The organism is Rhizobium sp. YTUHZ045, assembly GCF_051124255.1.
In the GTDB taxonomy this organism is placed as follows: Bacteria; Pseudomonadota; Alphaproteobacteria; order Rhizobiales; family Rhizobiaceae; genus Rhizobium.
In genome coordinates this window covers 322125-335891 of record NZ_CP101432.1, presented here as the reverse complement: position 1 = coordinate 335891, position 13767 = coordinate 322125, and the positions used below count along the sequence as shown (strand labels likewise).

Sequence of the window (13767 nt, the reverse complement as noted above, 5' to 3'; positions counted from 1 at the left end):
TTAAAGTGAATGGCAGAAATTAATAATTGATTAAGACCTGTGTGGCGATTTGATCTACATGTAGTGGCTGCGTTTGGATATCCACACAAAAGTTTCGTGGAAAAGTTAACGAGCAGTTAAATGTGACTTGCACACCGATTTGGCGCCGGATTCCTGCCACATTACGACACAGTTTCGTCATAATTCGGCACTTCCCTCTTTGGTTGAATTAATTTTGGCAGAAGTTACTCGCATTGGGAGTCCACTTGCCATAGCCGGTGGCCACCAAATTTGCGATGACGCGGCAGACATATTGCTTCTGCGCCGGGTTGTTATTCGGCCCTGCATGGTATCTTGCTACCGCCATCGTCCACGTCTCATGACGGTCATGCAGGTTGCGGAGAAACTTCGCCGCATATTCGACGTTGCGATGCGGATCGAACATATCTTCGGCGGAGGCAAAATTCTCGCCGTGATAATAGTGATTGATCTGCATGCATCCGATGTCGATGAGCTTCGCCCCGCTCCTGCGGGCGACATCGAACTGCCTCATCGCATCCTGTTCCGAGGGCGGAAAAATCGCTTTGCCTTTGACGTTCATGGCATAGGGATAGAGTGACCCCTTGCGACCGGTCTCCGTCAGGCCGACCGAATAGAGGATGCCTTCCGGGATACCGTATTTGACCGCAGCCGACTGGATTTCGCGTTCGCAGGCACCGGTGGAAGCGGCCGCCTCAGAGGTAAACGCCGCCAGCACCGCTGCTGTGAGCACCGCCAGCAGAGACGTCTTCGTTACCGGTCTCGCCTGCGCCATTGAAGCCTCCATCCATCCGCTGCGCCATCTGATTGTGGCGCTCCCGCGCCTCGCCGCCCTGCCCTTGCTGAGGCAGCGACTGCTGCTGGGAGGCCTGCCCCTGGTTGCCGGCGTCGGCCCGCTCGACGGGGGCCATGCTGATGGTGACGTTGTCGACCGCATAGCCCTGGCTGCGCAGCGCTTCGAGAATCTTGCCGTGATCTTCCTTCAGCTGCCTGTAGGCGGTGCTGGTTTCGACCTTGAGGTCCACATTCAGGGCGTCGCCGGCCAGGCGCATGGTCGCCGTCACCAGGCCGAGATCGATCGGGTTCATCTGGATCTTCAGCGTATTGACCACCTTGCCGGTGCTCGTCCATTCCGCCGCGTTGGAGAGCGCCGAACTCGGCTGCATGGCGCGCGCCCATTCGGAATCACCGGAGAGAGCGGCAGTGACCGCAGCAGAATTGGTAATCTGCGCCAGGCCGATATAGCGGCGCGTTTCGAGGACCGAGACGTTCTCGATATCGGTCTGCTTCGCACCCTCCTTGGACCCGGGCTGTTCCGCGTGAACGTCCACCGGAACGCCGCGGCCATCGGCGCGGCTGATCCGGAACGTCCGGGCGTCGGCGGCTTCGGTGTTCTCGGCGCCGGGAACCTTGATGTCATCAGCCTTGACGCTTTCGACATTGCCGCTGACGACCGCAAGGGCGTCGGATGCGTGCCCGCTCGTTTTGGCGTCGATACCAGCGGTCGTCCTCTCGGCAGATCCGGCCTGGTCGGTCTTGGTGAAGGCTTGATGGACGGCTGCAACGGCCGGCGAAGCCGTGCCATTAGCGGCCTCCTGCTTCAGCAGCCCGAGCACATCGGAGATGCCGCCGTCCTCGGCCTCACCGTCCGTATCCGCATCTGTTTTCGGGATGTCCGTCTTGACGCGCTTGACGCCCTTGGCCTCCTGCGCGGTCTCGTCCGCGGACTGATCCTTGGCATCGGGCTTGCCGACGCCGGCGGGCAATTTGAGCTCATCCTTCGCAGGCTTTGCGGCAACCTTCTCGACATTGGCGACCCTTTCCGACTGCACCTCGGCCTGCGCCTTCAGCGCGGCGTTGCCGAGATCGATCAGCGGTTTGGCGCCGCTGCGGCTACGGATCGTCCGCGCCACTTTCCCTGCATCGCCATCGGCGACACCCTGATCCGGCTGTGCATCGTCGGGTGCGTCGTCGACGGCGCTGCCGCCTGTCTTGGCAAGCACATCGGAGAAGCCGCCCTGCTGACCGGCGGGATCGCCCTTTCCCTTCGCGGATTTCGCGGCCGCAGCCGCCTCCGCACCAGAGGCTCCGCCCGAGACGCTCAAGTCCATCATTGTTCGTTGCCTTCCTGCGCCAGAAGACCATCGATCTCGTCGAGCTTGGATCGGCTGGTCGTCACAAATGCGTTGAATGAGGTGTCGGTATCCTGGCTCTGGCCAGTCGATGCCACACCTCCTGGAACAGGCTCGGGAGGCGCGCCTGGCGTCCCCGGTTGCGTGGCTATCGCCGCAGCCTTTTCAGAAGTGATTTCTTGATGAGAAGTGTTAGAATTCGATGCTTGCGTCAAGCTTGCCGGATCCGGCGCACGCAGGATCTGCTCGGCGACGGACCGCGCCGCCGCCTGCAGCGCCTGATCCCGCGGCGAAAGCGTTTCACCATCGATGCCGCTGACATTCTTCGCCGCCTGGTCGATATCCTGCGTGGGAAGGCCGGCCATGCCGCCATAAAAATCTGCGAGCGGGCCAAAGGCATTGTCGGTGCCCGCGCCAAGCAACTGCACATGTTCGACCGCCATGCGCGCCAGCTCGGGCTTGCCCGCTATCGCGGCAGCGCGGGCGATGCGCAGATAGACCTCGCGCTGGCGCGGGGCATCCATGAAGGAGAGGATATCGACGACATCCTGCGGTTTCACGTCGTGATCATGGGCGACGACGAGCTTGACGAAAAGATCGGCGAACTGACTGGCATAGGGCGAATGCAGGAAGCGCCTGGCATAACGCTGCGAATAGGCGAGCCCCTTGTCGAGCATTCCCTTGTCGACGCAGATGGCGAGGGAACGGCGCAAGGCTGCCTCCTCGACGATCGTGCCCGGCGCGGCAAGACGTGCCTGGTCGTAGAGATCAAGCGCATCTGTCGGTTTCGTGGCGATCAGCACGTTGCCGCCGATCAGCGCCAAGTATGGGCCGATCTTCTTGTCACGATATTCCCTGGCGGTTTCCTCCAGCGTCTTGGCGACGAGCAGCCCCTTGCCGGTCAGATATTTGCGCAGCACATCGGTGACGCGATTATCGAAATAGCCGTCGACGTCATGGGCGATCAGATATTCGAGCGTCTGGGGATTGCCGCCGCTCATTGTATAGATCAGCGCCGCATCGACATTGCGGTCATCATCGAAAATCTTTGTATTGGCGGTTCGCAGCCGCTCGTCGATGGTACCCAGCATGAAGCGCTGCATTTCGCCGGCCGAATGATCGCCGGCGACGACGGAATCCTGCACGAACTGCAGCGACCGCAGCATCTTGTACGGCGCAAGATCGTCCGGATCCTGCGCTTTGCCTGCGGCAGGCGAAAGCATCGCCAGGCCGAGGGCCATAAATCCGACGTAGCGATGCTGCCGACGCGCCATCCGACTATCCCTATTCCGCCTGCACCAGGATCTCGATCCGGCGGTTGGCCGAATTGAACGGGTCGGCGGGGAGCTTCAGCCGGCGGTCGGCGAAACCGGAGACCTGGGAGACGCGCGTCTCGTCCAACCCGCCGCGCACGAGCATGTAGTAGGCGCTCTGGGCGCGATCCATCGAAAGCCGCCAGTTCTCGTTCTGCCCACCCTTGTATTGGCGCCCGTCCGTGTGGCCGCGGATGGCGACTGCGCCACCCCTCTCCTTCAGGATCGTACCGATCTTTTCCATGGCGAGCACCATCTCCTGGCGCGGTACAGCCGAACCGATATTGAACATCGAATCGTCGTTCTGGTCGGAGATGCTGACCAGCAGGCCGCCTTCGGCTGCCGTCACTGTCAGGCCTTCGGCCAGCTTGCCGGCGACACCGCCGATCTGTTGCGCGATCTGCGCCTGAAGCTGTTCGGCTTCCTTCTTCTGCTGCTCGGCCCCGGCCGCCCCCTTGGCGGCTTCCTTCTGATGCTCGGCGTCCTTTCGAGCTTCCGTCTGCTTCTCCTCAGGCGCCTTGCCATCCGTCGCCTTGCCGTCCTTGGCCTGGGCGGCGCCCGTCGTCTCCTTGGTCTCCTTGGCTTCCTTAGCGGGCTTCTGATCGGTCGCCAAAGGCATCGGCTTCATATCCTCGGCCTTGGCGATCTCCGTCGTCTCGCTCTCGGTCGCCTGCTCCTCGCTTTTGCCGGGCGGCAAGGGTTTTCCGGCCGTTGTCACCTCGACCTGCTTCGTCCAGAAATCCGGATCGAAGGGATCGCGATAGGCTTGCCCGCCATCGGCGCCGGTGGCAGGGCCGGAATCGGCCGCGCCGCCATCGCCCTTGGCGCTGACATTGGCCTGCTGGCCGACCTCCTGCGCGATCTCCGCGAGTACCGAATAGGGATTTTCGAAGAAATCGGCCTCGGAATAATTGGTCTGGTCGCCTGAGGTCGATGTCTGGTCGTCACCATCGGCGGCCGACTTGCCCTCGGTCGGATTATCTTCCTTCTGTTTCGACTTTTCCTTCTTCTCCTCGCCCTCGGCATGGTCGACAGGCTTCTTCAGGCCTTTCTCCGTCGGCTTTTCGTCGGCAAGCTTGATCGGATTGAAATAGGTCGCAACAGCGGCCTTGGTCTCCTCGTTGGCGGCGTTGACCAGCCACATGACCAGGAAGAATGCCATCATCGCCGTCATGAAGTCGGCATAGGCAATTTTCCACGCACCGCCATGGGCACCATCGTCATCACCGCCGCCATGCCGCTTGACGATAATGATCTCGTTTCTGCCGTGGTGATGATTTTCGCCGTCGCTCATTCGAGAACTTTCTTCAAGCTGGCCGCCCAGGCGGACATACGGGTGACGATGACGGATTCACCGATTTCGGCGGCTAGATCGACATCGTCGGCCTCGATGTGCCGAACCGCCGCGGCATGTTCGCCGAGCTCGGCTTTCAATATGTCGAAGAGGCCGGTCGGCCCCCTGACTACGATCGGCCCGGCCGCGCCTTCGAGAATCGCTTCGCGCAGCAAAGCGGCGAGACTTTCGGCAGCCTTGGCCGCAAGCGCTTCCGTCATGACGGGTGCAATGGCTGTGGCTGCGCCGGCGCTGACCAGTTGAGCGACTTCTTCGGCGATATCGAGGACGCGGGATGCAATGACCGCCGCCGCCTCCACTTCGTAGCGAATCTTCAGCTCCTCGAGCGCGCGCGCATGGGCCTCGGCCAGAGCGCGCGCCTCGCTTTCGTATTTCTCGGTCAAATCAGCGGTCGCCGCGGCATGGCCTTGCGCATAGGCGTCGCGCCGCTCCGCCTCGATGTCGACCGGAGGTTCGCTCGGCGTCTCCGGAAAAACATCTCCGGCCAAATCGTCGATATCGATGATCGGCGCTGACGGCTTCGGTTCGCCGAAGTCCTTCAAATACCGAGAAAGCGAAATGCTCATAGAAACCATCCAGCATCCGGGAGACGTGCGGCATGCCCGCCCCCGTTCAAAATGACCTTGCGCGCGACATGTCCTTCGCAGCGAACAAGGGCTTGACCTTGGGGCCGGCATGATTTTCGGACGATGCCTTCATGCCGGAAACTAGGAAGTCAAACTTGCGCGAGGATGAATGGCGCCGCCATCGGTGATCGCGCCCAGCTCTACTCCAGCAGAATGAGGATCTTGCTTGCAGCCGTGTTGAGGATCGAGATCGCTTCGACGGCCATCTGCTTCTGGGTTTCAATCGCCTTCTGGCGGATCGAAGCCTCATCCATATCGGTATCAACGAGCGCGCCGACGCTCTTGTCGATCGAATCCGACAGATCGGCCGCGTAGTCGATCTGATCGTCGATACGCGTCTTCATCACACCGATGGAGGCGGCCGTGGTCGTCAGCGAGGAGAACAGGGCGTCGGTTACATCGAGCATGTCGACGAGCTGGGCGTCGGTGGTGTTCTTGTCGATCGCGATCTCGCTGCCTGTCGCCGGCGTGGTCGAGCCGGCGTCCAGCAGGTAATAGTTCCGCGGTCCCGTGCCGGTGTTGTTGATCGCCTGGGCATCGACCGCTTTGGTGAACAGGCCGCCGCTCGCACTGTTCTTGTCGATGAGAATGGTCTGCGACGACGGGAAGTCGATGGTCTGAGCCTGGTATTCGCCGGTCGAGGCGCGCACGAAGCCCGAAATGACCGACCATGTCGGCGGCGCGGCCTTGTCACTGTTCAGCAGCCAGTTCTCGCCTGCAAAGGACGTCGATTGGACAACGGTCTTCAGCTGATCCTTATATTCGCTGATCTCCGCATTAATCTTGTCCTTGTCGGTGCCGGTCTCTCTTGCCGCAACCAGCTTGGCGCGGATCTCGCTGACGAGATCGATCGCCGAATTCATCGCCGTATAGGTCGCATCCACCTTGGCAGCGCCGAGACCGAGCGCATCGCCGATCGTGCCGAGATTGGTGCTGTCCGAACGCATCACAGTGGCGACCGACCAGTAGGAGGCATCGTCTGCGGCCGTCTCGATCCGATAGCCCGAAGAAACTTGCTGCTGGGTCTGACTGGCTTCTTTGTTGATGCTGCGCAGCACCGCAAGTGCATTCACCGCGGCCGCGCTGGTAATCTTAACGGTCATCGACAGGTCTCGGAATAAGATGAAAGGGCAGGCCGGAATGCCGGCGGCGACTGAAGTGGCCTCATGCCTCCGGCGAAATTTCACCGGCGCGTCGCAAAAGCAAATCAACTCAAGGCGAAGTTAACTCGATATCAACTTGTTGGGCAAGAGCGGCGCTGCGAGCGCGAAAAGCGAATCATTTCGCTACTCAAATCATTGATATTAAAGAAAGAACCGCGCCCCATTGGGACGCGGTCCGGAAGGTTTTCTGCTTGCGGCCGAACGGCGGCGCAAGATTCGGTCCAGCTTCAGCGGCTGATTTAGCTGCGGAACAGCGTGAGGATGTTCTGGGCGCTGGAGTTGGCGATCGACAGCGACTGGATCGCCAGCTGCTGCTGGGTTTGCAACGCCGTCAGCTTGCTCGATTCCTCTTCCATGTCGGCATCGACGAGGCGGCCGACGCCCGAGTCGATCGAATCGCTGAGCGCTCCGACGAAGTTCTCCTGCAATTCGATACGGGTCGAAATCGAACCGAGCTGCGATGCAGCCTTGGTCATCGCTTCGAGGCCGGCCTCAATCGAGGTCAGGGCCATGGAGATCTCAGCCGAACCGAAGGTGCTGATGTCCATAGAGTAGATCGAACCGATCGTGCCGTAGGATGTGCCGATGATGCCGGAGGTCGTCTCGATCGTACCGGTCGAGGTCATGCCGAAGAGAACGTTGCCCGTGGAGCTCGTGTCCAGGACGTAGTCGGTCGTCTTGACCGAGACATTGCCGTTACCGTCGCGGACAAAGGTCGACACGACGCTCTTGGTGCCATCGGCGCCGGCGACCCAGTTTTCACCGGAGAAGGAAGCCGACTGTGCGATGCTCAGCAGCTGCTGCTGCAGCTGACCGATTTCCTCCTGGACCTTGGTCTTGTCGACGCCCTTTTCGGTTGCGGCGACGATCTTCGCCTTGATCTCACTGATGACGTCGATGGCGCTATCCATGGCGGAGTAAGCGGTGTCGACCTTGGCGGCGCCGAGACCGAGCGCGTCGGAAACGGCCGAAAGCGCCTTGTTGTCCGAACGCATGGTCGTTGCGATCGACCAATAGGCGGCGTTGTCGGACGCCTTTTCGACGCGGTAACCGGACGAGACGCGGTTCTGCGTAGCTTCGAGGCTGTCATTGATTCCGCGGAGGGTCTGAAGAGCGGCCATCGCCGCGACATTCGTCAAAATGCTGGTCATGAAATGATTGCCCCTTGTTGGCATCTGGGAAAAAGGGACATTCCGGAATGTTACCGGGAACGGGGATCAGCCTCATGCCTGTTAACCGGTCTTTAATGTCGGTTAACCCGCCGTCTCGTTGAGCTGAGAAGACAACATTATGGTTAATCAATCGTTAACGGAAATAAGAAAGCCGCGCTTCATCGAAGCGCGGCTCGAGCAGAGGTGCCCGCCGGAGACCGGCGGGCCATATTTTCTGGCGTTTATTAGCCGCGGAAGAGCGACAGGATGGTCTGCGAAGAGGAGTTGGCGATCGACAGCGACTGAACAGCCAGCTGCTGCTGGGTCTGCAGGGCGCTGAGTTTGGAGGACTCTTCTTCCATGTCGGCGTCGACGAGACGGCCGATACCGGAGTCGATCGAGTCGCTGAGAGCCGAGACGAAGTTTTCCTGAAGTTCGATACGCTTGGAGATCGAGCCGAGAGCAGCACCGGCGCTGGTCATGGACTTCAGAGCCGATTCGACGTTCGTCAGAGCGGACTGAATCTCGCCGAGGGTGAAGTTGGTGATGTCCATCGCGTAGACCGAACCGGTCGCGCCATTCGAAGAACCGAGGATACCCGTGGAGGTTTCGACCGCGCCGCCGCTCATGCCGAACAGAACGTTGCCGGCAGAGCCGCTGTCGAGAACGTAGTCGGTCATCACGACCGACACGGCGTTCGAGCCGTCGCGGACGAAGGAAGCGACGACATTCTTGGTGCCGTCAGCGCCGGCAACCCAGTTTTCACCGGAGAAGGAAGCCGACTGAGCGATGCTCAGGAGCTGCTGCTGCAGCTGGCTGATTTCTTCCTGAACCTTGGCCTTGTCGACGCCGTTTTCGGTCGCGGCAACCAGCTTGGCCTTGATGTCGCCGACGACGTCGATGGCGCTGTCCATGGCGGAGTAAGCAGTGTCGACCTTAGCGGCGCCGAGACCGAGAGCGTCGGAAACGGCCGAAAGCGCCTTGTTGTCTGAACGCATGGTCGTTGCGATCGACCAGTAGGCAGCGTTGTCGGCAGCCTTGCCGACGCGATAACCGGACGAAACGTGCGACTGGGTTGTCTGGAGACCCTGGTTGATGCCGCGCAGAGTCTGGAGGGCTGCCATTGCAGCATTATTGGTGTTGATGCTCGTCATAGTCTGTTTGCCCCTTGTTGGCAGATTTTAAAAAGGGACATTCCGGATTTTTGGCCGGCCCACAGCGATCAGCATCATGCCTGTTAACCATTCTCGTTAGGGTCAACTCGCCGTTTCGATGGGCCTAGAAAACAGCAATATGGTTAAGGAAAGTTAAATTCAAAATCGAAATTACGTAAAAATATCTGATACTTAGAGATATTATCATTAACCTTATGTTAAAACATTTCGCGGCCGGGGATGAGCCGGCCGCGAAACTTGAAAGCCTTGTGCCGACCGCTTAACGGAAGAGCGACAGGATGTTCTGCGAAGAGGAGTTCGCGATCGACAGCGACTGGATCGCCAGCTGCTGCTGGGTCTGCAGAGCGCTGAGCTTGGAGGACTCTTCCTCCATGTCGGCGTCGACGAGGCGGCCGATACCGGAGTCGATCGAGTCGCTGAGAGCCGAGACGAAGTCTTCCTGGCTGTCGATACGGCTGGAGAGCGAGCCGAGAGCAGCACCCGCGCTGGTCATGGCCTTCAGAGCCGATTCGACGTTGGTCAGAGCCGACTGGATCTGGCCGGCCGTGAAGTTGGTAATGTCCATCGAGTAGATAGAACCGGTCGCGCCCGTCGACGTCCCGAGAATGCCCGTGGAGGTTTCAACCGAGCCGCCGCTCATGCCGAACAGAACGTTGCCAGCGGAGCCGCTGTCGAGAACGTAGTCCGTTGTGGTGATCGATACGGCGTTCGAGCCGTCGCGGACGAAGGAGGACACGACGCTCTTGGTGCCGGCAGCGCCAGCAACCCAGTTCTCGCCATTGAAGGATGCCGACTGGGCGATGCTCAGGAGCTGCTGCTGCAGCTGACCGATTTCTTCCTGGACCTTGGCCTTGTCGACGCCGTTTTCAGTTGCGGCAACCAGCTTGGCCTTGATTTCGCCGACGACGTCGATGGCGCTGTCCATTGCCGTGTAAGCGGTGTCGACCTTCGCAGCACCCACGCCGAGAGCGTCGGAAACGGCGGAAAGCGCCTTGTTGTCCGAACGCATGGTCGTTGCGATCGACCAGTAAGCAGCGTTGTCGGAAGCCTTTTCAACGCGATAACCGGATGAAACGTGGTTCTGCGTCTTGTTGAGGCCCTGGTTGACATTGCGCAGCGTCTGGAGAGCGGCCTGTGCGGAAGAATTCGTGTTAATGCTTGTCATAAATCTGTCCCCTGGAAACTAGATACAAAAAGGAGGACATACCGGACTATAATACCGGCGATGACGGACCAGCTTCATGCTACTCGGCGCCTGCTTGTTTGGCCCAAACCCGTCATGTCCAGGGCAATCTCGCAGCCAATGCTTGCCAACTTCTTAAAAATGGAGGGTCCGCTCCGGCTCCTTACATCCCATAGTTAATACCGGCTGAATCTATTTCTTCGCATGCTAACGTGCCGGGAAAGAAACTCTTTTCTCTCGGACAAGACAATGTCTCCATGAGGCGCACCTGTTTCAAGCAAGCTTCGAATGGCAACGTAGCAGGTGCCGGGATAGCATCATAGGATCAATCCACCCGTTGTCTGGGAGGACGGATTGTGCGTGCTCGGCGATCGACAGCCATGCCAGAAATTTCCTTCACGGAGTTGGGTTTTGAACAGCAAAGTTTCGTTCTCTGCGGCATCCAAAGATTACCAGGCAGGCCGCTACACAAAGTCCTTGGCGACGCTCAACCAGCTCATCGATACTCAGCAGGACGCCAAGACCTATGCACTGCTGGCCAAGAACCTCGTGCAGCTCGGCTTCAAGGCTGATGCCGCGAAGGCCTATAGCCTGGCCGGCAATTGCGAAGGACCGAACGCCTACGAATATCAGAAGCAGGCTGCCAAGCTGCACTATGAAACCGGCCACGAGGATGAAGCGCTGCTGATCGCCATGCGCAACCTCGGCAAGGCGCAGGAAGATGCCGAACTCGCCTTCATCATCACCGCGATCTATCTGAAGCGCCAGCAGCGAGATATTATCCGCCCGTTCAAGACGGTTCTGTCGGAAAGCATGAACCCCGATCACATGCGCCTGGCGGCCCTGCTGCTCAGCGACGATCTCAACGACGCCACCAACCAGTCGCTTGCCCGCAACCTCTTCAAGCGCTTCCCCGGCAATCACGCCTTCCGCTTTCTTCACCTTGTATTCGCTCGTGAATTCAATGATTTCGAAGAAGCAGCCAAGCATCAGGCGGTGATCGACCAGGCCTTGGCAAGGGGTGATCTGGAGATCCTGCGCAAGGACAACCCCTTCTATCATCTGCACTGGTGCGGCAACGAAGATTTCAACCGGTATGCAACGATCGGCACGACCCCGCTTAACCAGGAACGTGTCGCTTTGCGCCGCAACCAGCCGCACACCTGGTCGAACAAGATCCGGATCGGCTACATGTCATCGGACTTCTGGGATCGCCACGCGACGATGAAGCTGCTGCAGCGCATTCTCGAACTGCACGACAAGGACAGGTTCGAGGTGACGCTCTTCTGCCATACGGGCCCCGAATACCTGAAGCATAACGACACCGACCGCAGCCGCTGGGGCAGGATCGTCGACATTCACGGCTTCTCCGACCAGGCGGTGCTGGAAATCGTACGCGAGCACAATATCGACATCATGGTCGATCTGAAGGGTCATACCTCGGGCAGCCGCGCGTCAGCCTTCAACCAGCCGCTCGCACCTGTTCATGTCGGATGGCTCGGTTTTCCCGGCAGCACCGTCAACATCGACCTCGACTACGTCATCGGCGACCATTCGGTGCTGCCCGACGTGGCCAAGCCATTCTTCCATGAGAAATTCTGCCGGCTTCCGGAGAGCTACCAGCCGAACGATCCGATGCATCGCCCGAAGCCGCGTCCGGTCACCCGCGAGCAACTCGGCCTGCCGGAAGAGGCCTTCATCTTCGCCTCCTTCAACGGCAACCGCAAGATCACGCCTGATGTGGTCAACAGCTGGTGCCGGATCCTCAAGCGGGCGCCGAACAGCGTGCTCTGGCTGATGGCCAATTCGCCGCGCAACCAGGCGAACCTGCTGAAGCAGTTCCAGGCCGCCGGCATTGCGCCCAAGCGCATCATCTTCTGCCCGCGCGCGCCCTACGAAGACCACATCAGCCGCCAGCAAGCGGCCGATCTCGGGATCGACACCTTCCCTGTCAACGGTCACACGACCACCTCGGAGCAGCTCTGGGGCGGCCTGCCGGTTTTGACCGTCAAGGGCACCAACTTCGCCTCGCGCGTCAGCGAAAGCCTGCTCAGGGCGATCGATCTGCCTGATCTCGTCGCCGCCGACCTCCAGGCTTATGAGGACCTTGCCGTCGAACTGGCGCAGAACCCGGAACGAATCGCCGAATACAAGGCACACCTCAAGGAGAGGCGCTATATCGCGCCGCTCTTCGACGCCGAACGCTTCTGCCACCACCTGGAGCAGGCCTACGAAATCATGGTCGAACGGGCGAAACAGCGCCTGGCACCCGAGCACATGGATATTCCGGCGTTGCCGCCGCGCACGGCCCCCTTCGCGGCTGAGTAACGGCTCGACTCCATGATAAACCCCGCCGGAGCGGATCCGGCGGGGTTTTCTTCCTTCCAAATATTGAAGGGCCAGCCGATCAGCTGAACGAGCGCACCAAGCTGCCGACGAGCAGGTTCCAACCGTCGATCAGCACGAAAAAAAGAATCTTGAAAGGCAGCGAGATCGACGTCGGCGGCAGCATCATCATGCCCATCGCCATGGTGATGGTTGCAACGATGAGGTCGATGACGAGGAACGGCAGCACGACGAGAAAGCCGATCTCGAAGCCGCGACGAATTTCCGAAATCATGAAGGCAGGGATCAGCACGCGATAGTCGATCGGATCGGTCGTCTGGATGTTCTGTCCGCGCTCGCGCGCAAGATCGACGAAGAGCGCCAGATCCTTGTCGCGGGTATTGGCCGCCATGAAGGTGCGGAAGGGTTCGGCGATACGCTGGACCGCCTCAGTCTCATTGATCTGGTTGGCAAGCAGCGGCTGCACGCCATTCTGCCAGGCCTGATCGAAGGTCGGCGACATGACGTAGAAGGTCATGAACAGCGACAGCGACAGGAGGATCATGTTGGAAGGCGTCGAGGAGATGCCCATCCCTGAGCGCAGGATCGAGAAGGCGATGACGAAACGCGGGAAGCTCGTCACCATGATCAGGATGCCCGGCGCGACCGAAAGAACAGTCAGCAGGCCGAATGTGCGGATGATCCAGGCGGCGACGGAGCCATCGACCGGCACGTTCAACAAGTCGGTCGGCAGCTGCTGTGCCACCGCCAGTTCCGGTACCGCCATCATGGCGGCAAGGAAAACTATGAAACGAATCATTCGATGACAAAGGTCCTGAACATGACCTTCGATACCCGCCCTTGCGAGCGAAGGTCAACACGTTCCTGGATGTCATCCTTGAGATATTGAAAGCCGCGCGGCCCCTCGATCTGCTGCAGGGAAACCGTCCTGACATAGGCGAGGATATCCTGGTGAATGTCTTCGGCGATCTTGACGTCGGGCGGCCCGTTGAACAGCAGCGCGACTTCGAGTCGGACCCAGTTTTCCGAAGGGTAGGCAAGGTTCGATGTAATCGGCTCGAGCTGGACGACGTTGTTGGCCTCGGTCGAGATGCGCGCCAGGCCTTCCTCGGCCTTCTTCTTGGCATCGGCTTCCTTGGCCTGCTCTACCTCCTTGGCGCCCTTGATCTCGGGCGCGACGATCGTGCCGACCGCCCAGCCGCCGCCGGCGCCGAGAAGCGTCAGGACGGCAATGCCGACGATCGTCAGCAGGCCGGATTTCTTCTTCGATTGACCTGCGCTTATGTCTTCGTCTGCCATCGTCGTT

At 59.9% G+C, this 13767-nt stretch carries 12 protein-coding genes; 1 reads left to right on the top strand and 11 read right to left on the bottom strand.

Features of this window, described 5'->3' with window-relative positions:
* Positions 1-208: 208 nt before the first annotated feature.
* The 9 genes from NMA58_RS01700 to NMA58_RS01660 all read right to left on the bottom strand — a co-directional run bounded on the left by NMA58_RS01700 (position 209) and on the right by NMA58_RS01660 (position 10097).
* Positions 209-793, bottom strand: coding sequence for a lytic transglycosylase domain-containing protein (locus NMA58_RS01700; RefSeq protein ID WP_434712077.1), 585 nt, complete (start codon positions 791-793; stop codon positions 209-211).
* Positions 714-2132: a flagellar hook-length control protein FliK gene (locus NMA58_RS01695; RefSeq protein ID WP_434712076.1), complete on the bottom strand. Its 1419-nt coding sequence runs from the start codon at positions 2130-2132 to the stop codon at positions 714-716. Before NMA58_RS01695 ends, NMA58_RS01700 begins: the two co-directional genes overlap by 80 nt.
* On the bottom strand, positions 2129-3424 hold the full coding sequence (gene motC, locus NMA58_RS01690; protein ID WP_434712075.1) for a chemotaxis protein MotC: 1296 nt from the start codon (positions 3422-3424) through the stop codon (positions 2129-2131). The genes NMA58_RS01695 and motC overlap by 4 nt, the downstream gene beginning before the upstream one ends.
* Positions 3425-3434: 10 nt before the next feature.
* Positions 3435-4757, bottom strand: coding sequence for a MotB family protein (locus NMA58_RS01685; protein ID WP_434712074.1), 1323 nt, complete (start codon positions 4755-4757; stop codon positions 3435-3437).
* Complete coding sequence (locus tag NMA58_RS01680; RefSeq protein ID WP_430956971.1) at positions 4754-5383, bottom strand: hypothetical protein; 630 nt, start codon at positions 5381-5383, stop codon at positions 4754-4756. Before NMA58_RS01680 ends, NMA58_RS01685 begins: the two co-directional genes overlap by 4 nt.
* A gap of 200 nt (positions 5384-5583) precedes the next feature.
* The gene (locus tag NMA58_RS01675) at positions 5584-6546 is read right to left on the bottom strand and encodes a flagellin (RefSeq protein WP_430956970.1); all 963 of its coding nucleotides are present in this window, start codon (positions 6544-6546) and stop codon (positions 5584-5586) included.
* Positions 6547-6845: 299 nt separating this feature from the next.
* The gene (locus NMA58_RS01670; protein ID WP_430956969.1) at positions 6846-7757 is read right to left on the bottom strand and encodes a flagellin; all 912 of its coding nucleotides are present in this window, start codon (positions 7755-7757) and stop codon (positions 6846-6848) included.
* 245 nt (positions 7758-8002) lie between these two features.
* Positions 8003-8911 carry a flagellin gene (locus NMA58_RS01665; RefSeq protein WP_430956968.1) on the bottom strand — a complete coding sequence of 303 codons (909 nt, stop codon included), beginning with the start codon at positions 8909-8911 and terminating at the stop codon, positions 8003-8005.
* Positions 8912-9191: 280 nt separating this feature from the next.
* Complete coding sequence (locus NMA58_RS01660) at positions 9192-10097, bottom strand: flagellin (protein ID WP_430956967.1); 906 nt, start codon at positions 10095-10097, stop codon at positions 9192-9194.
* 429 nt (positions 10098-10526) lie between these two features.
* Here NMA58_RS01660 and NMA58_RS01655 point away from each other — a divergent pair, with 429 nt between their 5' ends.
* A complete protein-coding gene (locus tag NMA58_RS01655; protein WP_434712073.1) occupies positions 10527-12443 on the top strand; it encodes a glycosyl transferase in 1917 nt (638 codons plus the stop codon).
* Between the two features lie 79 nt (positions 12444-12522).
* On the opposite strand, the gene fliP is transcribed toward NMA58_RS01655, so the two are convergent.
* Together fliP and NMA58_RS01645 are read right to left on the bottom strand one after the other, a co-directional pair.
* Complete coding sequence (gene fliP / locus NMA58_RS01650) at positions 12523-13260, bottom strand: flagellar type III secretion system pore protein FliP (protein ID WP_097600331.1); 738 nt, start codon at positions 13258-13260, stop codon at positions 12523-12525.
* Positions 13257-13760, bottom strand: coding sequence for a flagellar basal body-associated FliL family protein (locus NMA58_RS01645; RefSeq protein WP_434712072.1), 504 nt, complete (start codon positions 13758-13760; stop codon positions 13257-13259). Before NMA58_RS01645 ends, fliP begins: the two co-directional genes overlap by 4 nt.
* Between the last annotated feature and the right edge of the window lie 7 nt (positions 13761-13767).

Coding starts and splice junctions, on each gene's coding strand:
- NMA58_RS01700 (WP_434712077.1), bottom strand. CDS start 793: ATGGCGCAGGCGAGACCGGTAACGAAGACGTCTCTGCTGGCGGTGCTC.
- NMA58_RS01695 (WP_434712076.1), bottom strand. CDS start 2,132: ATGATGGACTTGAGCGTCTCGGGCGGAGCCTCTGGTGCGGAGGCGGCT.
- motC (WP_434712075.1), bottom strand. CDS start 3,424: ATGGCGCGTCGGCAGCATCGCTACGTCGGATTTATGGCCCTCGGCCTG.
- NMA58_RS01685 (WP_434712074.1), bottom strand. CDS start 4,757: ATGAGCGACGGCGAAAATCATCACCACGGCAGAAACGAGATCATTATC.
- NMA58_RS01680 (WP_430956971.1), bottom strand. CDS start 5,383: ATGAGCATTTCGCTTTCTCGGTATTTGAAGGACTTCGGCGAACCGAAG.
- NMA58_RS01675 (WP_430956970.1), bottom strand. CDS start 6,546: ATGACCGTTAAGATTACCAGCGCGGCCGCGGTGAATGCACTTGCGGTG.
- NMA58_RS01670 (WP_430956969.1), bottom strand. CDS start 7,757: ATGACCAGCATTTTGACGAATGTCGCGGCGATGGCCGCTCTTCAGACC.
- NMA58_RS01665 (WP_430956968.1), bottom strand. CDS start 8,911: ATGACGAGCATCAACACCAATAATGCTGCAATGGCAGCCCTCCAGACT.
- NMA58_RS01660 (WP_430956967.1), bottom strand. CDS start 10,097: ATGACAAGCATTAACACGAATTCTTCCGCACAGGCCGCTCTCCAGACG.
- fliP (WP_097600331.1), bottom strand. CDS start 13,260: ATGATTCGTTTCATAGTTTTCCTTGCCGCCATGATGGCGGTACCGGAA.
- NMA58_RS01645 (WP_434712072.1), bottom strand. CDS start 13,760: ATGGCAGACGAAGACATAAGCGCAGGTCAATCGAAGAAGAAATCCGGC.